Origin of the sequence: Halorhodospira sp. 9621, assembly GCF_022228055.1 — a bacterium.
Classification (GTDB): Bacteria; Pseudomonadota; Gammaproteobacteria; order Nitrococcales; family Halorhodospiraceae; genus Halorhodospira; species Halorhodospira halophila_A.
In genome coordinates this window covers 166193-188390 of the sequence record NZ_JAJNRD010000002.1, presented here as the reverse complement: position 1 = coordinate 188390, position 22198 = coordinate 166193, and the positions used below count along the sequence as shown (strand labels likewise).

Annotated in this window: 21 protein-coding genes and 1 other RNA gene; 15 read left to right on the top strand and 7 right to left on the bottom strand. The window is 67.8% G+C overall.

Going from position 1 to position 22198, the window contains the following annotated elements; translation table 11 throughout:
* The first annotated feature begins 18 nt into the window (after positions 1-18).
* From LRF89_RS02135 to LRF89_RS02110, 6 genes are all read left to right on the top strand, one after another.
* Positions 19-768, top strand: coding sequence for an electron transfer flavoprotein subunit beta/FixA family protein (locus tag LRF89_RS02135; RefSeq protein ID WP_201170683.1), 750 nt, complete (start codon positions 19-21; stop codon positions 766-768).
* A gap of 1 nt (position 769) precedes the next feature.
* A complete protein-coding gene (locus LRF89_RS02130) occupies positions 770-1708 on the top strand; it encodes an electron transfer flavoprotein subunit alpha/FixB family protein (RefSeq protein WP_201170680.1) in 939 nt (312 codons plus the stop codon).
* Complete coding sequence (locus tag LRF89_RS02125; protein WP_238636514.1) at positions 1705-3486, top strand: acyl-CoA dehydrogenase C-terminal domain-containing protein; 1782 nt, start codon at positions 1705-1707, stop codon at positions 3484-3486. Before LRF89_RS02130 ends, LRF89_RS02125 begins: the two co-directional genes overlap by 4 nt.
* A gap of 12 nt (positions 3487-3498) precedes the next feature.
* Positions 3499-5136 (top strand): electron transfer flavoprotein-ubiquinone oxidoreductase, encoded by a 1638-nt coding sequence (locus LRF89_RS02120; RefSeq protein WP_238636513.1) that lies wholly within the window; start codon positions 3499-3501, stop codon positions 5134-5136.
* Positions 5137-5263: 127 nt separating this feature from the next.
* Positions 5264-5962: a PAS domain S-box protein gene (locus tag LRF89_RS02115; protein ID WP_238635706.1), complete on the top strand. Its 699-nt coding sequence runs from the start codon at positions 5264-5266 to the stop codon at positions 5960-5962.
* A 193-nt stretch (positions 5963-6155) separates the two neighbouring features.
* Positions 6156-7385 (top strand): ATP-grasp domain-containing protein, encoded by a 1230-nt coding sequence (locus LRF89_RS02110; RefSeq protein ID WP_238635707.1) that lies wholly within the window; start codon positions 6156-6158, stop codon positions 7383-7385.
* Positions 7386-7466: 81 nt separating this feature from the next.
* Here LRF89_RS02110 and LRF89_RS02105 read toward each other — a convergent pair whose 3' ends face one another.
* Both LRF89_RS02105 and LRF89_RS02100 read right to left on the bottom strand, forming a co-directional pair.
* A complete protein-coding gene (locus LRF89_RS02105; protein ID WP_238636512.1) occupies positions 7467-9458 on the bottom strand; it encodes a hypothetical protein in 1992 nt (663 codons plus the stop codon).
* Positions 9459-9575: 117 nt separating this feature from the next.
* On the bottom strand, positions 9576-9923 hold the full coding sequence (locus LRF89_RS02100) for an H-NS histone family protein (RefSeq protein ID WP_201170668.1): 348 nt from the start codon (positions 9921-9923) through the stop codon (positions 9576-9578).
* A 306-nt stretch (positions 9924-10229) separates the two neighbouring features.
* On the opposite strand from LRF89_RS02100, the gene LRF89_RS02095 reads away from it, so the two are divergent.
* Positions 10230-10550, top strand: a complete 321-nt coding sequence (locus LRF89_RS02095; protein WP_201170666.1) for a high-potential iron-sulfur protein — start codon at positions 10230-10232, stop codon at positions 10548-10550.
* 203 nt (positions 10551-10753) lie between these two features.
* On the opposite strand, the gene ssrA is transcribed toward LRF89_RS02095, so the two are convergent.
* Together ssrA and smpB are read right to left on the bottom strand one after the other, a co-directional pair.
* Positions 10754-11110, bottom strand: a transfer-messenger RNA (tmRNA) gene (ssrA, locus tag LRF89_RS02090).
* Between the two features lie 95 nt (positions 11111-11205).
* Complete coding sequence (smpB, locus tag LRF89_RS02085) at positions 11206-11703, bottom strand: SsrA-binding protein SmpB (protein WP_201170634.1); 498 nt, start codon at positions 11701-11703, stop codon at positions 11206-11208.
* Between the two features lie 123 nt (positions 11704-11826).
* Here smpB and LRF89_RS02080 point away from each other — a divergent pair, with 123 nt between their 5' ends.
* Positions 11827-12273, top strand: coding sequence for a type II toxin-antitoxin system RatA family toxin (locus tag LRF89_RS02080; protein WP_201170631.1), 447 nt, complete (start codon positions 11827-11829; stop codon positions 12271-12273).
* Positions 12263-12556: an RnfH family protein gene (locus tag LRF89_RS02075; RefSeq protein ID WP_201170628.1), complete on the top strand. Its 294-nt coding sequence runs from the start codon at positions 12263-12265 to the stop codon at positions 12554-12556. Before LRF89_RS02080 ends, LRF89_RS02075 begins: the two co-directional genes overlap by 11 nt.
* Before the next feature lie 11 nt (positions 12557-12567).
* Here the strand turns inward: LRF89_RS02075 and LRF89_RS02070 are convergent, their stop codons facing one another.
* Positions 12568-12903: an outer membrane protein assembly factor BamE gene (locus LRF89_RS02070; protein ID WP_201170626.1), complete on the bottom strand. Its 336-nt coding sequence runs from the start codon at positions 12901-12903 to the stop codon at positions 12568-12570.
* 54 nt (positions 12904-12957) lie between these two features.
* On the opposite strand from LRF89_RS02070, the gene fur reads away from it, so the two are divergent.
* Positions 12958-13386 (top strand): ferric iron uptake transcriptional regulator, encoded by a 429-nt coding sequence (gene fur / locus LRF89_RS02065; protein ID WP_201242672.1) that lies wholly within the window; start codon positions 12958-12960, stop codon positions 13384-13386.
* 22 nt (positions 13387-13408) lie between these two features.
* Here fur and recN read toward each other — a convergent pair whose 3' ends face one another.
* Both recN and LRF89_RS02055 read right to left on the bottom strand, forming a co-directional pair.
* Positions 13409-15079: a DNA repair protein RecN gene (gene recN / locus LRF89_RS02060; RefSeq protein ID WP_238635708.1), complete on the bottom strand. Its 1671-nt coding sequence runs from the start codon at positions 15077-15079 to the stop codon at positions 13409-13411.
* Positions 15080-15090: 11 nt separating this feature from the next.
* On the bottom strand, positions 15091-16011 hold the full coding sequence (locus tag LRF89_RS02055; RefSeq protein WP_201170618.1) for an NAD(+) kinase: 921 nt from the start codon (positions 16009-16011) through the stop codon (positions 15091-15093).
* A gap of 151 nt (positions 16012-16162) precedes the next feature.
* Here LRF89_RS02055 and hrcA point away from each other — a divergent pair, with 151 nt between their 5' ends.
* The 5 genes from hrcA (at position 16163) to dapB (ending at position 22179) form a co-directional block, all read left to right on the top strand.
* Complete coding sequence (gene hrcA / locus LRF89_RS02050; RefSeq protein WP_201170617.1) at positions 16163-17218, top strand: heat-inducible transcriptional repressor HrcA; 1056 nt, start codon at positions 16163-16165, stop codon at positions 17216-17218.
* A gap of 112 nt (positions 17219-17330) precedes the next feature.
* Positions 17331-18047 (top strand): nucleotide exchange factor GrpE, encoded by a 717-nt coding sequence (gene grpE, locus LRF89_RS02045; protein WP_238635709.1) that lies wholly within the window; start codon positions 17331-17333, stop codon positions 18045-18047.
* 117 nt (positions 18048-18164) lie between these two features.
* On the top strand, positions 18165-20108 hold the full coding sequence (dnaK, locus tag LRF89_RS02040; RefSeq protein WP_201170615.1) for a molecular chaperone DnaK: 1944 nt from the start codon (positions 18165-18167) through the stop codon (positions 20106-20108).
* A gap of 110 nt (positions 20109-20218) precedes the next feature.
* Positions 20219-21379, top strand: a complete 1161-nt coding sequence (gene dnaJ, locus LRF89_RS02035) for a molecular chaperone DnaJ (protein WP_201170613.1) — start codon at positions 20219-20221, stop codon at positions 21377-21379.
* Positions 21376-22179 (top strand): 4-hydroxy-tetrahydrodipicolinate reductase, encoded by an 804-nt coding sequence (dapB, locus tag LRF89_RS02030; RefSeq protein ID WP_201170611.1) that lies wholly within the window; start codon positions 21376-21378, stop codon positions 22177-22179. The genes dnaJ and dapB overlap by 4 nt, the downstream gene beginning before the upstream one ends.
* Positions 22180-22198 lie beyond the last annotated feature (19 nt).

The following is a 22198-nucleotide window of genomic DNA, read 5'->3' as shown; positions in this document are numbered from 1 at the left end:
GCCAATAGAGGGGTAGGCATGAAGATCCTGGTCACAGCCAAGCGGGTGATCGATTCCACCGTCCGGGTGCGTGTGCGCCCAGACGGCTCCGGCGTGGACACGGCCAACGCCAAGATGGCTATGAATCCGTTCGACGAGACGGCGGTCGAGCAGGCGGTCCGGTTCCGGGAAGCGGGTGCGGCCAGCGAGGTGCTGGCGGTCACGCTGGGGGATGCGGGCAGCGAGGAGGTGTTGCGCACTGCCCTGGCCTTCGGCGTCGACCGCGCGCTGCGGGTGGAGAGCGACAACCCCTTGGAGCCCCTGGCGGTCAGCCGGGCGCTGGCGGCGCTGGTCGAGCGTGAGCAGCCCGACCTGGTGCTCATGGGCAAGCAGGCCATCGACGACGACAGCAACCAGGTGGGGCAGATGCTGGCGCAGCACCTGGGCTGGGGGCAGGCCACCTTCGCTTGCGCCATCCACCCCGAGGGTGAGGAGTTGCAGGTGACCCGCGAAGTCGACGGCGGGCGGCGCACCGTCGCGGTGCGGCTGCCGGCGGTGGTGACCACCGAGCTGGATCTCAATCAGCCGCGCTACATCAAGCTGCCGAACATCATGAAGGCCAAGAAGAAGCCGATTGACCGGATATCGCTCGACGACCTGGGAGTGGACGGGGCCTCGCGCTTGGAGTTGCTCGGGGTCGAGGAGCCGCCGCCGCGGGCAGCGGGTGAGCGCGTGGCGAGTGTGGCCGAGCTGGTCGACCGCCTCAAGAACGACGCACAGGTGATCTGAGATGAGTGTGCTGGTCTTTGCGGAGCACGACGGTGCCGGTGTCACCGAGGCGACACGGCGGGCGATCACTGCCGCTGCCAACCTGGGGGCGCCGGTGGATGTGGTGGTGACCGGCGGCGAGGATGCGGCCGGGGTCGCCGACTCGCTGGCTATCCAGGGGGTCGGCCGGGTCTGGCTGTGCCTCGGGGCGGCCTGTGCCGATCAGCTCGCCGAGCCGGTTTCGGGGCAGCTCGCGAACCTGGTGCGTGACGAGGGCTACCAGGCGCTGGTGGCGGCTACCAGTACCCAGTCCCGGGATCTGTTGCCCCGTGTGGCGGCGGCGCTGGATGTGCAGATGCTTTCGGACGTCGTCGCTATCGAGGACGCCGAGACGTTCGTCCGGCCGATCCACGGGGGCAGTGTGCTGGCGCGGATGCGCTGCCGGGAGCCGGTCCGTGTGCTCACGGTGCGGGCCACCCGGTTCGATCGGCCGGAGGCCGGTGATCCGCCGGCCGTAGAGCGTCTCGAAGCGCCCACGGAGCCAGGACCGACGCGCCTGCTCGAGGAACACGGCTCGGCCTCGGATCGTCCCGAGCTAACCTCCGCTCGCGTGGTGGTGGCCGGCGGCCGTGGCGTGGCCGATGTCGGCATCGAGGCGCTGGAGGCACTGGCCGATCAGCTCGGTGCCGCCATCGGGGCCTCACGGGGGGCTGTGGAGGCCGGCCTGCTGCCCAATGAGGCGCAGGTCGGGTTGACCGCCAAGGTGGTGGCGCCGCAGCTGTACATCGCCGCTGGGATCTCCGGGGCGATCTACCACGTCTCCGGGATGAAGGATAGCGGTGTGATCGTGGCGATCAATCACGACCCGGAGGCCCCCATCTTCGAGGTGGCCGACTACGGGCTGGTCGCCGATCTGCGGGAAGCGTTACCCGCGCTGCGCGAGGCGCTGGAGCAGTCATGAGCATCTACCGTGCACCGACGCGCGATCTGCGCTTTGTCATCGAGGAACTGATCGGCCTGGAGCGCCTGTCCGGCCTGGAGGATCTGGAGGAGGTGACCCCGGATCTGCTCGAGGCGGTCCTCGAGGAGGCCGATCGGCTGGCCAGCGAGGTGTGGGCCCCGCTGAACCGTGTCGGCGACCGTCAGGGGTGCCGGATGGATGGGGGGAGCGTGCAGCTGCCCGAGGGCTTCACCGAGGCCTACCAGGCCTTCGTAGAGGGCGGCTGGAACGGTATCAACGCTCATCCAGACCACGGGGGTCAGGGGCTGCCGGAGCTGGTGGCCACGGCGACCCAGGAGATGTGGCATGGCGCCAACATGGCCTTGGCCCTGGCGCCGATGCTCTCGGCGGGGGCGACCGAGTTGCTCCACCGCCATGGCGACGAGACCCTGCGCGGGCTTTACCTCGACAAGCTGGTCAGTGGTGAGTGGAGCGGCACCATGGATCTCAGCGAGCCCCGGGCCGGGTCCGACCTGGGGCAGGTCCAGTGCCGTGCCGTGCCGGATGGGGAGGCCTACCGCCTCTACGGTCAGAAGATCTACATCACCTGGGGGGAGCACGAAGCCGCCGAGAACATCATCCACCTGGTGCTGGCCCGTACGCCGGACGCGCCCGAGGGCCATCGGGGGATCTCGCTGTTCCTGGTGCCCAAGTACCGGGTGGAGGCCGACGGCTCGCTCGGGGCGCGCAACGATGTGCACTGCACGGCGCTGGAGCACAAGCTCGGCATCCACGGCTCGCCGACCTGCACCATCAGCTACGGGGACGGCGAGGGGGCCGTCGGCTACCTAGTCGGCGAGCCGTGTCGCGGCCTCAACCACATGTTTACGATGATGAACGAGGCCCGCCACAAGGTCGGGGTGCAGAGCGTCGGGGTCTCGGAGCGCGCCTACCAGCAGGCGCTGGCGTTTGCCCGGGAGCGGATCCAGGGGCGCCGGCCCGGGGGCAAGGCGTCGGTGCCCATCCTTCACCACCCGGATGTGCGCCGCAGCCTCATGGCCATGCGGGCGCAGACCGAGGCCATGCGTGCTTTGGCCCTGCTGACCGCGGCGGAGATGGATGTCGCCGGTCACGGGGCGGACGAAACGAGCCGTCAGAGCGCTCAGCGCCGGGTGGATCTGTTCACTCCTGTGGTCAAGGCCGTGGCCAGCGAGCAAGCCGTGGAGATCACCTCTCTGGGCATCCAGGTCCACGGTGGCATGGGCTATGTGGAGGAGGTCGAGGCCCCGCAGTTGCTCCGGGACGTGCGGGTGGCGGCGATCTACGAGGGCACCAATGGGATCCAGGCCCAGGATTTCACCCTGCGCAAAGTGCTCAAGGACGGCGGCGAGACCCTGGAGTCGGTGCTCCGCGAGGCGGATGAGATCGTCGAGGCGCTGCGCCGTGAGGCCGAGCTCGAGGCCTTGGCCGGCCCGCTGGACGATGCGCTGGCCACGCTACGCGAGAGCACGGCGCGGTTGCTGCGGGACGGACAAGACGATCCGTTGGTGCCCCTGACTGCGGCCACCCCCTACCTGATGCAGGCCGGTCTGGTGCTGGGCGGCTGGCTGATGGCGCGGGCGGCCTTGGTTGCGCAGGCCCGTATCCGGGAGGGAAGCGGTGACACCGGCTTCTATACCGGCAAGGTGCATACCGCGCGTTTCTATATGCGTCACATCCTGCCACGGCTCCACGGCTACACCCCGGCGATTCGGGGTGGCAGCGACGAGCTCGAGGCGATCGGCGACGGCGACTGGTGAGGAGGAAGCGGCTTGGAGCAGGAGGAACTCGAGCGCGAGACGCTGGCCTACGATGTTGTTGTCGTGGGCGCCGGTCCGGCCGGGTTGGCGGCGGCCCTGGAGCTGGCCCGCGGTACCGGTAACGGCCCGGCGCCTTCGGTCTGTGTTCTGGAGAAGGGGTCTGCGGTTGGCGCGCACCTCCTATCCGGTGCAGCCATCGATCCGCGCGGCCTGGATGAGCTGCTGCCCGACTGGGCGGAGCGCGGCGCGCCGCTGCGCCTGCGCGCCGCTGAGGACACCTTCCACTGCCTGACACCACGGTACGCGCTGAGACTGCCCACGCCACCGCAGATGGACAACCGCGGGAGCTACGTCGGCAGCCTCGGTGAGCTCGGGCAATGGCTGGCGGACCAGGCCGAAGCGGCCGGGGTGGAGATCTACCCCGGGTTTCCGGCCGCCGAGGTGCTCTACGACGCGCAAGGTGCGGTCTGCGGCGTGGCCACCCCGGATATGGGGCGCCAGCCGGACGGTACGCCGGGCCCGGGTTTCGAGCCGGGCGTGGAGGTGTGCGCGCGGCAGACGGTGTTTGCCGAGGGAGGGCACGGGTCACTGACCCAGCAGGTGATCGGGCGTTTCGACTTGCGCCGGGATGCGCAGCCGCAGACCTACGGCCTCGGTTTCAAAGAGATCTGGGAAGTTAGCCCCGAGCGGCATGTGCCGGGGCGGGTCGCGCACACCATCGGCTGGCCCCTGGATCAGTTCACTTACGGCGGCAGTTTTCTCTACCACCTGGACGATCGGCGTGTGGCGATCGGGCTGGTGGTGGGGTTGGACTTCGAGAACCCTTATCTGTCGCCCTTCGGGGAGTTCCAGCGCTTCAAGACTCACCCGTCGATCCGGCCGCTGCTCGAAGGCGGTCGGCGCATCGGTTACGGGGCACGGGTGTTACCGGAGGGGGGCTGGCAGAGTCTGCCGCGGTTGAGCTTCCCCGGTGGGGTCCTGGCCGGTGATGCGGCAGGGTTCGTCAATGTACCGCGCATCAAGGGCATCCACACCGCGATCAAGTCTGGCATGCTCGCTGCCGAGGCGGTGCGCGCCGCCCTGGAGGCGGATCGGGTGCAGGCCGATGATCTCGATCGCCGGGTCGGCGACAGCTGGGTGAGCGACGAGCTCCGCGCCGTGCGCAATATCCGTCCGGCATTCCGCTGGGGGCTGCTGCCCGGGTTGGCTTATTCAGCCCTGGATACCTACCTCCTGCGGGGACGGGCGCCCTGGACGCTGGGGCACGAGCCGGATCACCAGGCCCTGCAGCCCGCCGCGCGGTCGAGGCGCAAGGAGTATCCCCGGCCCGACGGGCGGCTGACCTTCGATCGGACCGCCTCGGTGTTCCTCTCCGGTACCCATCACGAGGAGGGGCAGCCCTGCCACCTGGTGCTGCGTGACCCTGCGCTGGCGCTGCGCGTCAACTGGGCGGTCTACGCCGGGCCGGAGGTCCGCTACTGTCCGGCGGCCGTCTACGACTACGACACGGATGCGGCCGGCCAGCCGCGACTGCGTATCGATGCCATCAACTGCCTGCACTGCAAGGCGTGCGATATCAAGGACCCGCCCCAGAACATCCGCTGGGTGGTCCCGCAGGGCGGGGACGGACCGAACTACCAGGGGATGTGACACGGGGCGAGGGTCCTGGGTGCGCGACAGTCCGTGTGGATGGCGCCGGGGCCCTCTATACTCCTGAGGCTGAGGTTATCCGCGGGCGCCGGCCGGCGCCTGATCTCTCCCGCTCAGGATGCCCTCCATGACCAAAGACCCCAGTCCGTCGCGCCAGGATGAAGCGGCCCGGCTGTTGCGAGAGCGGGCTAGGAAGCGCATGGAGACCACCCCCGGAGCAGTCGACATCGATCGGACGCTGCCGGCCACCCCGGAGGCGTGGCGTGAGGAGTTGCTGCTGCTGCAGATTGAGCGCGATATCCAGGCCGAGGAGCTCCACCGCACCAGGGGCGAACTGGCGCGGGTCCGTGCCGGCTACCGCGATCTCTTCGAGCACGCCCCGGTGGCTTATCTGTTGCTGGATGAGGACGGAGTGATCCGTGATGCCAACCCCCCGGCCGCGGAACTGCTGGGAGCCGCCTCGGCACCGGAACTCGAGGGGCAGGCGTTTGCCGAGTTTCTGGCCCCTTCGGCGCTCGAGCAGTGGGCGCGGTGCCGAGCGGCGCAGAGTGCGGGCGGGGCGGCGCGGGCGGCGACCGAGCTGGGGCTTCATTGCGATCAGTGTCCCCTGCGCCGGCTTGTGCGTATGGAGTGCGTCACGGAGGTAGCGTGCACCGAAGGGGGTGGCGTCCACGGCCTGTTCGCTCTGATCGATTTGACCGAGCAACGTCAGGCTGAGGAGGATCGCGAGGCCCTGATCGATCTGGTCGAGGCGTCCCCGCAACTCCTCGCGGGGCGTCTGGGCGTCAAGCCGGTGGATGATGCGGAGGGCGAGCCGACGCCCTGAGCGGCCGCCGAGCCCCGGCTTGCTCGATTGCTACAAAAATCATCTGCGCACGGCGCGGCGGTGCTATTCCGGCCGCGTCCGAGCAGATAGACTGCGGGGTAGCTCGCCCGGGCGGTCCCACGAAGGCATGACGTCTGCCGGCCGCTCCGCAAGGCGGGCTGACCCATGATCCGCAACCGGAGCATCCCGCCGCATGAGTACTGAGAAGGACCCGACCAAGGGCTACGTCGCCATTCTGGGCTGGAGCATCAACTGCATCGATGCCCTCGACCGGTTCGACCGCCGTTACGTCATTGTCGCCCCGGAGTGGGCCGAGGAGTATGCCCGGGAGCACGGGATCCCCTTCATCGCCTGGGATTTCGAGCGACTCAATGATCGGTCCATGGAGATCGCCGAACGGCTGCATGAAGAAGGCGTGGATGTCGCCATCCCGCTGTTCGAGGAGACCGTCGAGTGGGCCGGTGCCATCAACGCCGTGCTCATGGGGGACCCGCGGCTGCACGGTCAGGCGGTGCTGTTCCGGGACAAGGCGCTGATGAAGCGCCGTGCTCAGCTCGGCGGGATCCGCGTCGGCATCTTCGAGGAGGCCCACGATCGCGACGACGTGATCCGCTTCCTCAAGCGCGTGAACCAGACCTTGCTCAAGCTCGACGGCGACCCCAACGACCCGATCCACCTCAAGGCCTTCGACAAGGCGGGTTGCCTCGGGCACCGCGTCATCCGCACGCCGGACGAGGTCGACCTGATCCCCGAGGAGGAGTTCCCGGTGCTCATGGAGAGCCACCTGGACGGCTGGGAGTTCGCCGTCGAGGCCTGGATCCACGACGGCAAGATCCGCTTCCTGAACATCTCCGAGTACGTCACCCTCGGCTACTCGGTCTTTGTTCCGGCCACCCCGGAGCTGGAGAGCTGGCGGGATCTGATCACCCGCGAGATCGAGAAGCTGATCAAGACCTTCGACATCCGCTTCGGCTTTATCCATCCGGAGTACTTCGTGACCAGCGATGGGACGATGTACTTCGGCGAGGTGGCCTACCGCCCACCGGGGTTCAAGGTCTTCGAGCTGCTCGAGCGCGCTTACGGGTTCAATGCCTACCAGGGGATGGTGCTGGCCTTCGATCCGAAGACCACGGAGGAGGAGATCACCGACTTCTTCCCCCGCGAGGTGGTGGATGCCAAGGGCTATGCGGGCTGCTTCGGCGTCTATCCGCGCCGTCGGGTGGTTAGCCGACTGGAGATCCCGGAAGAGACCGAGCAGCATGAGTACTTCGAGTACCACGAGCTGACGCCGCCACAGCAGGAGGTGGTCACCAAGCGCACCGCCTTCGGGACTCACTGGGGGTTGGTCTACTTCTTCGGGGACAATCCCCACCGGCTCCGGGATCTGCTCAAGCACCAGGAGGAGCTGGACTTCTACGTCTGACGTCGCATCGGACCGGGGCGCCCCGCCGCTCGGGCGGGAGCGCCCCGGGCGGCTCGTGGGCGACGGTGCCGGGTTCCGGGGTCAGTGGATCGCTCGCCCGGCGGCCCAGCTGTTGCGTGCGAGCGCGATGACCTCGCTGATCTCTGCTTCCGGCACTGGCGGGTCCAGGGCCTCCTCCCGCGGGTCGTAGTGGAAGATGTAGAGCCGGGACAGGAACTGCTCGAAGGGCAGGGACGATTCCCCGTGGCGTTCGCCGTTACCCTCGGTGGAGACCATCACCCCGTTGCCCCAGTCCTGGGTGCTGTCGTTGTTCGGGTTGAAGAAGTAGACGCGGACCACGCCGTCCGGGTCCGTGGAGACGCGCTCGATGGTGATGGCGTGCCAGCCGACGAAGGCACCGCTGCTGTCGGTGACCGCCACCCCGGCGGGCTGGGGGTGGATCACCGGGTTGTTGCCGTTGTAGCCGGGGTGGTAGCAGCCGTAGAAACGGCTTGCGAAGCCGCGCAGATCGGGGAGGGCGCCGGTGGCGACATCGACGGCGATCGAGAACCCCCGCCCGACCCACCAGCCGTGGAATTCGGGGTTCACCCAGCGGTGGGGGTCCTCGCCGCGTCCGGCGCAGCGCCGCCCCATCTCGTGGTAGATGGCGTCCAAGTGAGGTACGGCCACCGCCGAGACCGGGTCGATATCCTCCAGGGGCGCCTCCGGGTAGCGGGCGAGCAGCTCCGCGGAGGAGAGGGCCTGGCCCTCGAAGTGGGCCACGACATCGTCGTCGCGGGCGGCCCAGGCGACAATCTGCAGCAGATAGTCGGGGTCGTTGCTCGACCACATGGACAGCGCCCGTGCCGATTGACACGTGGGGCTGTTGCCCTGACCCAGGCCGCGCGGCTGGCCGAGGACGCTGATCGCCCCGGCGAGCAGGAAGGCCTCCGGCGCGGCCGAGGCGCCGGGGATGCGATCGACCAGCCGCTGCCGGGCGGCGGCGCAGAGCGGTAGATGGATCTGGCGCCAGAGGGCCGGCGCTACTGGGCCGCTGTAGAGGATGCCGCGCTCGAGCAGGCCCGCCAGGCCGTAGACCGCCTGCGCGGTCTCGGACCAGATGGCACGGCGGATGAGCGTGTGCACCAGTTCCGGGTAGCATCCGAGCGCATCGATCCCGGTGCTGCTCAGGCCCAGCGCGCTGGGGAGGAGTTCGGGCGACTGCTCCAGCGCAAAGTGCAGGAAGACCGGGTGGTAGGGTGAAACCAGGCCGGTGTCGTGCATGGCGCGCCCCAGGCCGAGTGCCTCGTTGCGCAGGGAGGTCTCGTCCATGCTGGCCAGCCGCTCCTGGTAGACGGCCAGACCCGGGTCCTCCTGGCAGCCACGTGTCGGCCCGTAGAGCGCGCTGATCAGGCGCTCCGCGCCTCGGGCGCGGGCTGCTGGCACCCCGGGTTCATCGCTGTCCAGGTACACCGCCACGCTGGTGATCATCTCCTTGACGTGCCCGACGACCACCGGCCGCTGGGCGAGGATGCGCCAGATCTCGCCGATCAGCTCCTCGATGACCTCGCCGAAGCCGACCTGCTCGGCGATGAAGCGCTGGTGGCGCTGCACCATGGGCAGATTGCGGCCCAGATGCACCCGCTCGGACTCGCCGACCGGCCCGAAGATCAGCCGCAGATTCAGCGCCAGGACCCGTGCCAGGAACCGTCGGGCCGTGTCGGCGTCGAGCGTTGGATGACTGGCGGTGCCCTCGGCGATGGCCACCAGGCGCAGTTCGCTAAGGCACTCCAGGATCAGCGTCTGGTCCCGGGCGAGCTTCAGGGTGTTGGCGGCCAGGGTTGGCTGGAGTTGCTCGGGGTGTTCCCAGTCGCTGCCGGCGAAGACGCCGGCCTCGGTCAGCGCCCCGATCCGCTGGTAGAGCGCCGGGACGCCGTCGGGGTGGGTGAGCAGGCGGCGGGTCGCCTCGAGAACCTGCGCAGCGTGAGTGAACTTGGCGAAGCTCGCGGTCCGGGCCAGGCGCTCGCAGGCGTCATCCACCCGTTGAGTCAGGCGCTCCAGCGCCTGCCCGGTGTCGTCGGGGGTATCATCCATGCGGGAATAGTGGACCGGCCGCCACGGTTTGTCCAACACCGTTTGGCCCGGGGTGAGGTCTCGGGCTAGCCCGGCCATGCGCGCCAGGCGTGGGCCGGGCCTAGGGCTGGCCTGCGATCAGTGCGCGATGCGCAGCTCCTCGCGGCTGCCGCCGTCCTGTTCCCACTCCTGGATCCAGCGCGGGGTGCGTCCACGGCCGGACCAGGTCTTGGCCGGGTCCCGCGGGTGGCGGTATTTGGCAGGGACACGGCGGCGAGGTTTTTTGTTGTGCCCATTGAGGTCGCCGAGCGCCTCTTCGAGTTTGACGCCGTATTTCGCCGCTACCAGGCGGATCTCTTTTTCGGCCTCTACAACGCGGTTGCGATCCCGCTGCTCGCGTTCCCTGGCAATGCGTTTTTCGAGGGTGTCGAGTTCTTCGTCCGTGAACCCCTCCAGGTTGATGGCTTCAAGCTGTTTGCTGGTCATCGGGTATCGGCTCCTTACAAATGAGTGCCCGGGGGCTTTTCGGGTCCGTCCCTTGACCGGGTGCTTGAGTCCTGAGGCGTCGTTTCGTTGAGAGCGATTCAAGCCTGTAAACAAGATACCAGATCCTTTTCAGGAATCAATTCGTCGCTCTTCTTCGGATGGCATCCCTACCTTTTCCGTGTAAACCCGATGAGTCAAAATCGGATAAGCGCTGGCATCTGCCCCGTTGGTTTCGGGTTGGATCGCGCCGTTAAGAGGCGTAGGGTGGAATCGCCGATCCATACCGAAAATAATGAGGTGGCTGGCATGAGTGGAATCGACAAGAGTCGTCGCACGTTCCTCAAGGGTAGTGCCGTGGCGCTGGCGGCGCTGCCGCTATCAACCCTGCTGCATCAGCGCAGCGCCCGAGCGGAACCGAGGGCCGAGGATGGCCACGCCCACGACTACGTCAACGAGGCCGCGGACGCCTCGGGCCATCCGCGCTACGAGGAAGGGCAGCTTTGCGAGAACTGCGCCTTCTGGGGCGAGGCCGTCGAGGATGGTTGGGGGCGGTGCACCCACCCGGACTTTGACGAGGTGCTCGTCAAGGCGGAAGGCTGGTGCTCCGTCTACGCACCAGCCTCCTGATCCGGGGTCGCCGTCACGTGGGGGTAAGCCCGGCCACCGGCGGCTGCCACGCGCCCGCCCGGGAGGGTGTGGCAGCCGCGCCGGGCGCCCCTGCGGCGATACGCAGGGGGCGGCGATGTGGCGAGGCGTGCTGACAACTGCGGCATAAAAAATGCCCGCGGTGCGGGCATTCAGGGAAGCGGGGGTATCGGGAATCTAGAGATTGGTGGAGGCGGCGGGAATCGAACCCGCGTCCGCAGGAGCTACACCGTCGGTCCTACATGCTTAGCCGATCTATTCTTTTTAACGGTTGAACGCCCGACCGGCAGGGCGGCTCAACCGCGAGCCCGTTGGGTTTCACGATGCCGGACCGGACCTATCCGGGCATCGCTATCCTGCGTCTATGACTGCTCGTCAGCCGGCACAGGCACCGACTGGGAGCAGCTGGCGGGTGTTACGCCGCCAGGGCGTAGTTGTCGTCGTTGGCAACTATCTTTAAGTACAGCCTGTTTTACGAGGTTGACTGTCACCTCGGCATGCACCTCGGGTTTCGCGACCTGCGTCGAAGCCATGTCGCCCCCGTTGCAACTGAGTAGACAGTGTACGGCTCGTGGAGTTCCCTCGGCAAGCGCGATTATCGCGCCGGCAGAGACCGGTCGACGGGCCGGCCCCCGCGCTAGCTGACCTTGTGCTTGAGCAGGCGCTCCCGCTGGCGCTGCCAGTCCTGCTCCTTCTTATCCGCCCGCTTGTCCTGCTTCTTCTTGCCCTTGGCTACACCGATCTCGATCTTGGCGCGCCCCTTCTTCCAGTAGAGCTTGAGCGGCACCACGGTGTAGCCTTCGCGGTCCACGGCGCCGATCAGACGGCTGATCTCGCGACGGTGGAGCAGCAGCTTGCGCGTGCGCGTCGGATCCGGCCGGACGTGGGTGGAGGCAGTGCTCAGCGGCGTGATGTTGCAGCCGATCAGCCAAGCCTCGCCGCGACGGACGAGGACGTGGCTTTCGGTGAGGTTCACGCGCTTGGCACGCAGCGATTTGACCTCCCAGCCCTCCAGCGCCAGCCCGGCCTCAAGGCGCTCCTCGATGAAGAAATCGAAGCCCGCCTTGCGGTTGACGGCGATGACGTTGCCTTCGGTCTTTTTGCTTTTTCCGGCTTTCTTGCTCACGGGGCGCATTGTATAGACGCCGGACCGCTGCGCAAAGCGCTGCGGCCGCCTGGTGGTTGGTGGTTGTCGGGGAGGACGCGGATCGTGACAATGGCCGGTCAAGGTCCGGAACGCTGGAGAACGGGAAGCCCCATGCCGAGCATCAGCCGCAGTGAGCTGGTCCCCTACACTGCCATCGAGATCTACGACCTGGTCAACGATGTCGCCCGCTACCCGGAGTTCATTCCGTGGTGCAAGGAGTGCGAGATCCTCGAGACCAGCGAGGACACCACCCGTGCCCGCATGACCTTTGCCAAGGGCGGCATGGAGAAGTCGTTCGTGACCGCGAATCGACACCAGCGCGGCAAGATGATCGATATCCGGCTCGTGGAGGGACCGTTCCAGCGCCTGGAGGGTTACTGGCGCTTTCGAGACCTGGGCGAGAGCGCCTCGAAGGTGACCCTGGACATGGAGTTCGAGTTCTCCAATCGGATCGTGGCCTACGCCTTCGGCAAGGTCTTTACCCAGGTGGCCAATACGCTGGTAGACAGTTTCGCCCGGCGGGCCCGCGAGGTCTACGGAGAGCGCGATGTCCTCTGACGGGGGATTGCAGATCGAGGTCGCCTACGCCCTACCGGAGCAGCAGACCGTGCTTCGGCTGGAACTGCCGGCTGGCAGTACGGTGGGGGACGCCCTGAACGCCTCGGGGCTCCTCGAGCGCCATCCGGAGATCAACCTGACGCAGCAGTCGGTGGGCGTGTTCGGGCAGATCGTCGGCCTCGATACCCCGCTGCACGATGGTGACCGGGTGGAGGTCTACCGGCCGCTGCAGGTCGATCCGAAGGAGGCCCGCAAGCGGCGGGCCGCTCGCAAGGCCTCCTGAATGGACGCAGGCTAGCGGGACGTCCAGTGATCCTCGATCTCGACGAGGGTGTCGTCGTCGAAGTGGAGCGTCAGCCGCTTGCGCGCCTGCTCGCTGCCGCTGCGCTCGTACAGGTAGTCCCAGCGATCATCCTCGAAGGCGTGCTCGAGCACCGGCGTGCCGAGCCGCTGCCGGACTTCGGCACGGCTCATGCCGACGGCGATCCGCTCGATGTCCTCTTCCTCAAGCAGGTTCCCCTGCTCGATCTCCAGCGGCTGGGCCAGCGGGAACTGACCGCCGCACCCGCTGGCGAATGAGGCGCCGAGAACGCATAATAAGAATAACTTGCATTTGGATGGTGTCGTCATAGAGGAAATGGTAGCCTAATGACCGAATCGACGAACAGTAGGCGAGGGGAAGCTGTGGACGCTGGTGGCTTGCGCAAGGCAGGGCTGAAGGTCACGCTGCCGCGGATGAAGATCCTGGAGGTGCTGCAGCAGAGTCAGCAGCGCCACGTCTCCGCGGAGGAGGTCTACCGGGCCCTGCTGGATGCTGGGGAAGACATCGGACTGGCCACGGTCTACCGGGTCCTGACCCAGTTCGAGACGGCGGATATTCTGGTCCGGCACAACTTCCAGGGCAGTCATTCCGTCTTCGAACTCAACGATACGGCGCATCACGATCACATCGTCTGCGTGGAGTGCGGTCGCGTGGAGGAGTTCGTGGACGACACCATCGAGCAGCGCCAGCGCGAGACGGCTCGGGACCACGCCTTCCGCATGACCGGGCACTCACTGGTACTCTACGGCGTCTGCGCCGATTGCGCCGGGGCCAGCGAAGAGGGCAGTTGACCCCTCCGCGCCTGTCATGCCCTTAGCTAGCGCCGCGGGCCAGCATACGCTGCGCCGCGGCACGCTCGTGATCGGTGATCTCCAGCCCTCCGAGCATGCGCGCGATCTCCTCGATTCGCTCGGCCTCCGCGAGGGGATCCACCTCGGTGCGTGTGCGTCCGTCGCCCTCGGATTTGCTGACACGAAAGTGGGCGCCGCCCTGGGCAGCCACCTGCGGGAGATGCGTCACGCACAGGACCTGGTAGCGCTGCCCGAGGGTGCGCAGCAGGCGCCCGACCACCTCGGCCACCGCGCCGCCGATGCCGGTGTCGGCCTCGTCGAACACCAGCGTCGGCACCCCGCTGGCGCGTTCGACCGTGGCCACCTGGATCGCCAGACCGATTCGGGAGAGCTCGCCGCCCGAGGCGACCTTGGCCAGGGGGCCGGCAGACTGGCCGGCGTTCGTGCGCACCAGCAGCTCGATACGGTCGAGGCCGTGACTGCTCGGAGTGGCCTCCGCCTCAAACTCGATCGCCGGGATGAGTTCAGCGCCGGCCATGCCCAGTTCCCCAAGCAATTGATGGACCTCGGTGGCCAGCTGGTCGGCGGCGTTCTGGCGCAGCCGGGACAGCCGCCGGGCGGCGTCCTGGTAGCGCTCCACGGCCGCCGCCCGGTTCTGACGTAGTGTCTCCAGGCGCTGCCCGGCGTTCTCCAGACGTTCGAGCTGGGCCTGCAGCGTCTCGAGGGTTTCCGGTAACTGCTCGACCTCGACACGATGCTTGCGGGCGAGATCCCGCAATTCGCTGATGCGCTGGTCGAGTTCGGCCAGGCGCTGCGGATCGATCTCGAGCCCGTCGGCAAAGTTGCGTAGGGTCTGGCAGCCCTCTTCCAGGTGTGCCAGGGCGTTCTGGAGCAGGTCGGCTGACTCGCCCAGGGCGGGGTCGATCTCCCGTCGCTCTTCCAGCTCACGGACCGCGCGGCCGATGAGCGCCTGAGCGGCGAGGTCATCGTCCGACAGGGCCTGGAGCTGGGTCTGGGCCAGCGCGATGAGGGATTCGGCGTGGGCCAGCCGCTGGTGCTCCGTCTCCAGCTCGTTCAGTCCGTCCCGGGAGGGGGCTGCGCTTTCAAGCTCTTCGACCTGATGCCGCAGCAGGGCGAGGCGATCCTCGTAGTCGTGGTCCCGGTCCTCGAGTTCGGCCAGCTCGCGGTCGATCTCGCGCAATTCGCGGAAGCGCTCGGTGACCGCACGACGTAGCTCGCCGGCCTCGGCGTAGGCGTCAAGGAGTTCGCGCTGAATGGCCGGGCGCAGCAGCGATTGGTGGGCGTGCTGGCCGTGGATGTCGACCAGCTGCTCGCCGAGTTCGCGGAGCACCTGCAGGGCCACCGGCGTGCCGTTGACGAACCCCCGCGAGCGCCCGTTGCTCTGGATAACCCGGCGGACGATGATCTCGTCATCCCCGTGGAGTTCGCGATCAGCCAGCCACTGAGTCACCTCGGGGCCGGGCGGGTCGAACACGGCGCTGACCTCCGCGCGCTCCGCCCCGGGGCGGATGATCTCGGACCGGGCGCGGTCGCCGAGGCAGAGGCCAAGGGCGTCGAGGAGGATGGACTTGCCGGCACCGGTTTCGCCGGTCAGCACATGCATGCCCGCGCCGAACTCCAGATCGAGCTGATCGACGATGGCGAAGTCGCGGATGTGGATCTCCCTGAGCACAGCGCTTCTCCCTATGCGCCGAAGGGTTCGATGTTGCACAGCGGCCCGCCCCAGCCGAGCTTGGCGCGGAGCAGGTTGAAGTAGCTGTAGCCCGGCGGATGGACCAGGCGGATCGGACTCGGGTGGGCCCGCACCACCAGCCGGCTGTCCTCCTGGAGGGTCAGGTCCCTCTGGCTGTCGCAGCTGACCCGGACGTGCTCGATGAACCGCGGGTGGACATCGATCTCGATCCGGCTGTCGCCATCGACCACGAGTGGCCGATTACTCAGCGTGTGCGGACAGACCGGCACTAGAACCATGGCGTGCAGGTTAGGGTGGGCGATGGGCCCGCCTCCGGCCATGGCGTAGGCCGTCGAGCCGGTCGGTGTGGCAATGATCAGTCCGTCGGAGCGGTGATCGCTCAGCGGCTCGCCGTCGATCCGCGTGACCAGTTCGATCATCCGCGCGGTGTTCCAGCGGTGCAGGACCACCTCGTTGATGGCCACGTCCTCGCGGAGCAGCGTATCATCCTGGTTGGAGCGGATCTCGGCGCGCAGGATCAGCCGCTCGTCGACGACGTGCTGCCCGTCCAGGATCTGCGCGACCTCGTCCAGATGCTCGGGTGCGATGTCGACCAGGAACCCCAGCCGGCCGCGGTTGATGCCCATCAGGGCGACATCCCGCCGGCCGGCCACGGCCCGGGCGATGTGGATCAGGGTGCCGTCGCCCCCGATGGCGATGATCAGATCGCAGGCATCGAGCAGGGCTTCACGGGGCACGCGCTGCAGGTGGTGATCACCGGTCTCCGGCATGGACTGCTCATCGAGCAACGCCGTACAGCCGCGCGCTTCCAGCATGGGCAGCAAGCGCTCGACCAGCCCGGTGATGGCCGGATCGCCGGGTTTGCCGGTGATGCCGACGGTGGGGAAGGGCGGTGGTGGATGTACGTCCATGGTCGGGAACGGTATCACGTCGCCCAGGGGGCGCCAATTGGCCGGCGACTGGCGCGTTGACGGTCGTTCGCGCGGCTTGCTAGCCTCACCTCGCACTCGAGCGCCCTAAGTGCAACCCCCGCGAAATCGCGCAACCCGTGGTACATGAGCCATGAGCCCGCCGCACGACCTGGAGCTGGGCGACCGCGCGCGCACCCTGCTCCGCACGCTGGTGCGTCGCTACATCGACAGCGGCAGGCCGGTCGGGTCGCGCAGCCTGGCCCGTGAAGCCGGGCTGTCCGTCAGCCCAGCCACGGTGCGCAACGTCATGGCCGACCTCGAGGAATTGGGCTATCTGGTCTCGCCGCACACCTCGGCCGGTCGGGTGCCGACCGATCGGGGCCTGCGCTTCTACGTCGACTGCCTGCTCCAGGTCCAGCCCATCGAGGGCGACACCGTCGAACAGCTCCGCCGGCGTCTGGTTCGCGACCGGGAGGAGGGGGCGGAGGAGTTGGCCGACTCCGCCTCGGACCTGCTCTCGCAGTTGACCCGGCTGGCCGGTGTGGTGACCCTCCCGCGCTGCGACTGGGCGGTGCTGCGCCACGTGGAGTTCCTGCCGCTGTCCGACCGTCGCGTGCTAGCGATCCTGGTGATCAATGAGCGGGATGTGCAGAACCGCGTCATCCGCACCGAGCGCGACTTCTCCGAGGCTGAGCTTCAGCGCATCGCCAACTACCTCAATGCGGAGTTCGCCGGCGTGGAGCTGCCGCGCGTGCGCCAGCGCCTGCTCGCCGCCATGCAGGCCGATCAGCAGCGGCTCGACGAACTCATGCGCTCGGCGGTGGAGGTCGGCGAGAAGGCCCTGGCGGAGGAGCAGGACGACGAGGGGTACGTGGTCGCGGGTCAGACCAATCTGATGGAGTTCGAGGAACTCTCCGATGTGGACCGGCTGCGCCAGCTGTTCGAGGCCTTCACGCAGAAGCGTGACATCCTCCACCTGCTCGATCGCTGCGCGCGGGCCGATGGCGTCCAGATCTACATCGGCCAGGAGGCCGGTTACGAGGTCTTCGACGGTCTCTCGCTGGTGACGGCCCGTTACGGGGTCGCCGGTGAGGCGGCCGGGGTGCTCGGGGTGATCGGGCCGACCCGCATGGCCTACGACCGGATCATTCCGATCGTCGACATCACCGCCCGATTGGTCGGCTCGGCCTTGAATCCGCCGCGCTAGATCCCCACACCTGTGCCCAGGCAGGAGGCAGTGCACCCGGTGGCCGCGCTTGGGGCGCCCGGTGGTGGGCTGCCAGTAACCGTTTTCCGGCTCAATCCAGCGGAGCAGCCATATGACTGATAACCAGCGACAGAGCACGACCGAGGAGCAGCCCGAGGTGCGCGGCGACGCGCAGGCAACCGCCGAGGCGTCGGAGCAGAAGCACACCCGTCAGGCCTCGGAGGCGCTCGAGGGCGAGCTCCAGAGCGGCGAGTCGGCGAGCGAGGGCGCCGCGGCGGACGAGGCCGGTACCAGCGCCGAGGACCTGGAGCAGCGTATCGAGGAACTCGAGAACGCCCTTGCTGACGCCGAGCGGAAGGCCCAAGAGAACTGGGATCAGGTGCTGCGCATGCGCGCCGAGCTGGAGAACGCGCAGCGCCGCGCGGAAAAGGATGTCGACCAGGCCCGGCGGCAGGGGCTCGAGAAGGTCTGCGGCGATCTCCTGCAGGTCAAGGACAGCCTGGAGATGGGCGTTCAGGCGGCCGAAGACGCCGAGGCCGATCGCGAGAAGCTCCTCGAGGGCTCGCAGTTGACCCTCAAGATGCTCAATCAGGTCTTCGAGCGCTTCGAGATCGAGGAGATCAACCCGCTGGGCGAGCGTTTCAACCCCGACTACCACGAAGCTATGGCGACGCAGCCCAGCGAAGAGCAGGAGCCGAACACCGTGCTCCACGTGGTGCAGAAGGGCTACCGCCTGCAGGATCGCCTGCTGCGCCCGGCACTGGTGGTGGTGGCCAAGAAGGCCGACGGCAGTGCGGGCAGCGGTGGCTCGGTGGACGAGACCGCCTAAAGGCACGCGATTCGGCGCGATTCAAACCGGGCCCTTGAAAAAGCCGATGGGGCACCGCACTTAAGGGGCAGAAGGCAATCAGGCCCGGACAGATTCAACGGTTAGCAGGAGCGAATTATGGGTAAGATCATCGGCATCGACCTGGGCACGACCAACTCGTGCGTGGCGGTCATGGAGGGCAATAAGACCCGCGTGATCGAGAACGCGGAGGGCGATCGGACCACCCCGTCGGTGGTGGCTTTCGCCGAGGATGGCGAGGTGCTCACCGGCGCCCCGGCCAAGCGGCAGTCGGTCACCAACCCGGAGAACACCATCCATGCGGTCAAGCGCCTGATCGGCCGGCGCTTCGACGAGGATGTCGTCCAGCGCGACATCAAGGAGATGCCGTACAAGATCGTCAAGGCGGACAATGGCGACGCCTGGGTCGAGGCGCAGGGTAAGAAGATGGCGCCGCCGGAGGTCTCGGCGCGCACCCTGCAGAAGATGAAGAGCACCGCCGAGGACTACCTGGGTGAGGAAGTCACCGAGGCAGTGATCACCGTCCCGGCGTACTTCAACGACTCCCAGCGCCAGGCTACCAAGGATGCCGGCAAGATCGCCGGACTCGAGGTCAAGCGCATCATCAACGAGCCGACGGCGGCGGCGCTGGCCTACGGCCTGGACAAGGAGGGCGGCGACAAGAAGGTCGCGGTCTACGACCTGGGCGGCGGCACCTTCGACGTGTCGATCATCGAGATCGCCGAGGTCGACGGCGAGAAGCAGTTCGAGGTCCTCTCCACCTCCGGCGATACCTTCCTGGGGGGCGAGGATTTCGACAAGCGGATCATCGACTACCTGATCCAGGAGTTCAAGAAAGACCAGGGCATTGACCTCGGCCAGGATCACCTGGCGCTGCAGCGCCTGCGCGAGGCGGCCGAGAAGGCCAAGGTGGAGCTCTCCTCGAGCCAGCAGACCGAGATCAATCTGCCCTACATCACCGCGGATCAGAGTGGTCCGAAGCACATGGCCATCAAGCTCACCCGGGCCAAGCTCGAGTCGCTGGTCGAGGACCTGGTCGAGCGCACCATCGAGCCGTGCAAGACCGCGCTCAAGGACGCAGGCCTGGCGGCCAGCGACATCCAGGACGTGATCCTGGTCGGTGGCCAGACGCGGATGCCGAAGGTCCAGGAGAAGGTCAAGGATTACTTCGGCAAGGATCCGCGCAAGGACGTCAACCCGGACGAGGCCGTGGCCGTGGGTGCAGCGATCCAGGCCGGTGTGCTCGGCGGTGACGTCAAGGACGTTCTGCTGCTCGACGTCACGCCGCTGTCGCTGGGCATCGAGACCCTCGGTGGCGTGATGACCAAGATCATCGAGAAGAACACCACCATCCCCACCAAGGGGACGCAGACCTTCTCGACCGCCGAGGACAACCAGACCGCCGTGACCGTCCACGTCCTGCAGGGCGAGCGGGAGATGGCCAAGGACAACAAGTCCCTCGGTCGTTTCGATCTGACCGACATCCCCCCGTCGCCGCGCGGTGTGCCGCAGATCGAGGTCGCCTTCGACATCGACGCCAACGGCATCCTCAACGTCTCGGCCAAGGACAAGGCCACCGGCAAGGAGACCGGCATCGAGATCAAGGCCTCCTCCGGGCTGACCGAGGACGAGATCGAGCGTATGGTCAAGGAGGCCGAGGAGCACGCCGAAGAGGACCGCAAGCAGCGCGAGCTGGTCGAGGCGCGCAATCAGGCCGAGAACATGATCCACTCGACCCGCAAGACGCTGTCGGATCTCGGCGAGCAGGTCGGCGATGCCGAGAAGCAGGAGATCGAGAGCGCCATCAGTGAGCTCGAGCAGGTCAAGGACGGCGAGGACAAGGAGGCCATCGAGCAGAAGACCCAGGAGCTGGCGACCAAGGCCGGCGAGCTGGCGCAGAAGGCGTACCAGCAGTCCGGTGGCGGCGAAGAGGCCTCCGCGGGTGCGGGCTCCGGCGAGGCCGCGTCGGGCGAGCAAAAGGAGGACGTGGTCGACGCCGACTTCGAAGAGGTCAAGGACGAGGACGGCAACTCCCGCAAGTGAGCCGCAGCCGGCGGCCCGCTGCCGAGCGGGCCGCCGCCAGAGCGGAGGCGCAGGGTGGGACACCCTCCTGCGCCTTTGTCGTTACCGGGTGCTGAAACGCGGAGCAGCCTATGGCGAAGCGTGACTACTACGAGGTGTTGGGGGTCAACAAGAACGCCTCTGACGCCGAGATCAAGAAGGCCTACCGGCGCATGGCCCAGAAGTACCATCCGGACCGCAATCCGGGGGACGAGGAGTCGGCCGAGCGCTTCAAGGAGGTCAAGGAGGCCTACGAGGTCCTCTCGGACGCGCAGAAGCGCGCCGCCTACGACCAGTTCGGCCACGCCGGGGTGGATCCGTCCGCCGGCGGTGGCGGGCCGCGCGGCTACGGTGGTGGCGCCGGACCGGGCGGTCCCGATTTCTCGGATATCTTCTCCGACGTCTTCGGGGATATCTTCGGCTCCGGGGGTGGCCGCGGCGGCGGCCGCAGCCGGGCCTTCCGCGGTGCCGACCTGCGCTACACACTCGAGCTGAGCCTCGAGGACGCGGTGCGCGGTACCGAGGAGCAGATCCAGGTGCCCACCCACGTCGAATGCGACTCGTGCAAGGGCTCGGGCTCCCGGGCCGGCTCCAAGCCGCAGACGTGCCCGACCTGTAAGGGCCACGGCGACGTGCGCGTGCAGCAGGGATTCTTTTCCATCCAGCAGACTTGTCCGCGCTGCGGCGGCGAGGGCGTTGTGGTGACCGACCCGTGTCCCAAGTGCCGGGGCCGGGGTCGGGTCGAGGACCGCAAGACCCTCAGCGTGCGCATCCCCGCCGGCGTCGATACCGGCGACCGCATCCGCCTCTCCGGCGAGGGCGAACCGGGCGAGCGCGGTGGTCCGCCGGGTGACCTGTACGTCCAGGTCGCCGTGCGCGAGCATGAGTTCTTCGAGCGTGACGGGGCCGACCTGCACTGCCAGGTACCGGTGGACATCGTCACCGCGGCCCTCGGCGGCGAGGTTGAGGTGCCCACCCTCGACGGCCGCGTGAACCTGCGCATCCCGCCGGGGACCCAGCCCAACCAGGTGTTCCGCCTGCGCGGCAAGGGGGTCAAGCCGGTGCGCGGCAACCGCCAGGGCGACCTGCTCTGCCGGATCCACGTCGAGACGCCGGTCAACCTGACCAAGCGCCAGCGTGAGCTGCTCGAGGAGTTTCAGGCGACCCTGCAGGACACCGGAGGCAAGCACCATCCGCACACCTCGTCGTGGCTCGACAAGGTCAAGCGCTTTATCGAGGAGTGGCGGATATGAGCCTGGGCATCGGCATCATCGGGGCCGGCGGCCGCATGGGCCGTATGCTGATCGATGTGGTGCACCGGCAGCCGGGGGTGCATCTGGCCGCCGCCACCGACCGGGCCGGTGGCGAGGCCGTCGGTCGGGATGCCGGTGAACTCGCCGGGCAAGGGGCGGTGGGCGTGACCGTCGGGGACGACATTGCGACCGCCGTGTCTGCCTCCGAGGCTGTGATCGATTTCAGCCTCCCCGAGGCGACGGAGGCGGTGACTGCTGCCTGTGCGCAGGCCGGCCGCCCGCTGGTACTGGGGACCACGGGCCTCGGCGAGGCCCAGCGCGAGGCGGTGCGGCAGCTCTCGGAGCAAGTGGCGGTCATGCACGCGGCCAACTATTCGACCGGAGTGACGCTGCTGACCGCGCTGGTCGAGCAGGCCGCCCGCGCCATCGGTGAGCACAGCGACATCGAGATCATCGAGGCCCACCACCGCCACAAGGTGGATGCCCCTTCGGGTACTGCGCTTCGGCTCGGCGAGGCGGCGGCCGATGCCTTGGGACGTGACTTGGGGCAATGCGCCGTCTACGGCCGCGAGGGCTACACCGGGGAGCGCGACCGGCGGGCCATCGGCTTCGAGACGATCCGTGCCGGCGACATCGTCGGTGAGCATACCGTGCTCTTCGGCGGGGACGGTGAACGGGTCGAGCTCACCCACAAGGCCTCGAGCCGCACCACCTTTGCCGCCGGCGCCCTGCGGGCCGCCACGTGGCTGGTGGAACAACCGCCGGGGCTCTACGACATGCGCGATCTGATCGGCGTGTGAAGGCCTGAGCACGGGGCGG

Bases quoted from the DNA above. Each gene is read 5' to 3' on its own strand.
- LRF89_RS02125 (WP_238636514.1), top strand. From the start codon at position 1,705: ATGAGCATCTACCGTGCACCGACGCGCGATCTGCGCTTTGTCATCGAG.
- LRF89_RS02080 (WP_201170631.1), top strand. From the start codon at position 11,827: ATGCCGAGCATCAGCCGCAGTGAGCTGGTCCCCTACACTGCCATCGAG.
- LRF89_RS02095 (WP_201170666.1), top strand. From the start codon at position 10,230: ATGAGTGGAATCGACAAGAGTCGTCGCACGTTCCTCAAGGGTAGTGCC.
- dapB (WP_201170611.1), top strand. From the start codon at position 21,376: ATGAGCCTGGGCATCGGCATCATCGGGGCCGGCGGCCGCATGGGCCGT.
- grpE (WP_238635709.1), top strand. From the start codon at position 17,331: ATGACTGATAACCAGCGACAGAGCACGACCGAGGAGCAGCCCGAGGTG.
- LRF89_RS02070 (WP_201170626.1), bottom strand. From the start codon at position 12,903: ATGACGACACCATCCAAATGCAAGTTATTCTTATTATGCGTTCTCGGC.
- LRF89_RS02105 (WP_238636512.1), bottom strand. From the start codon at position 9,458: ATGGATGATACCCCCGACGACACCGGGCAGGCGCTGGAGCGCCTGACT.
- LRF89_RS02075 (WP_201170628.1), top strand. From the start codon at position 12,263: ATGTCCTCTGACGGGGGATTGCAGATCGAGGTCGCCTACGCCCTACCG.
- smpB (WP_201170634.1), bottom strand. From the start codon at position 11,703: ATGCGCCCCGTGAGCAAGAAAGCCGGAAAAAGCAAAAAGACCGAAGGC.
- hrcA (WP_201170617.1), top strand. From the start codon at position 16,163: ATGAGCCCGCCGCACGACCTGGAGCTGGGCGACCGCGCGCGCACCCTG.
- LRF89_RS02110 (WP_238635707.1), top strand. From the start codon at position 6,156: ATGAGTACTGAGAAGGACCCGACCAAGGGCTACGTCGCCATTCTGGGC.
- LRF89_RS02130 (WP_201170680.1), top strand. From the start codon at position 770: ATGAGTGTGCTGGTCTTTGCGGAGCACGACGGTGCCGGTGTCACCGAG.
- LRF89_RS02135 (WP_201170683.1), top strand. From the start codon at position 19: ATGAAGATCCTGGTCACAGCCAAGCGGGTGATCGATTCCACCGTCCGG.
- dnaJ (WP_201170613.1), top strand. From the start codon at position 20,219: ATGGCGAAGCGTGACTACTACGAGGTGTTGGGGGTCAACAAGAACGCC.
- dnaK (WP_201170615.1), top strand. From the start codon at position 18,165: ATGGGTAAGATCATCGGCATCGACCTGGGCACGACCAACTCGTGCGTG.
- LRF89_RS02100 (WP_201170668.1), bottom strand. From the start codon at position 9,923: ATGACCAGCAAACAGCTTGAAGCCATCAACCTGGAGGGGTTCACGGAC.
- LRF89_RS02115 (WP_238635706.1), top strand. From the start codon at position 5,264: ATGACCAAAGACCCCAGTCCGTCGCGCCAGGATGAAGCGGCCCGGCTG.
- LRF89_RS02055 (WP_201170618.1), bottom strand. From the start codon at position 16,011: ATGGACGTACATCCACCACCGCCCTTCCCCACCGTCGGCATCACCGGC.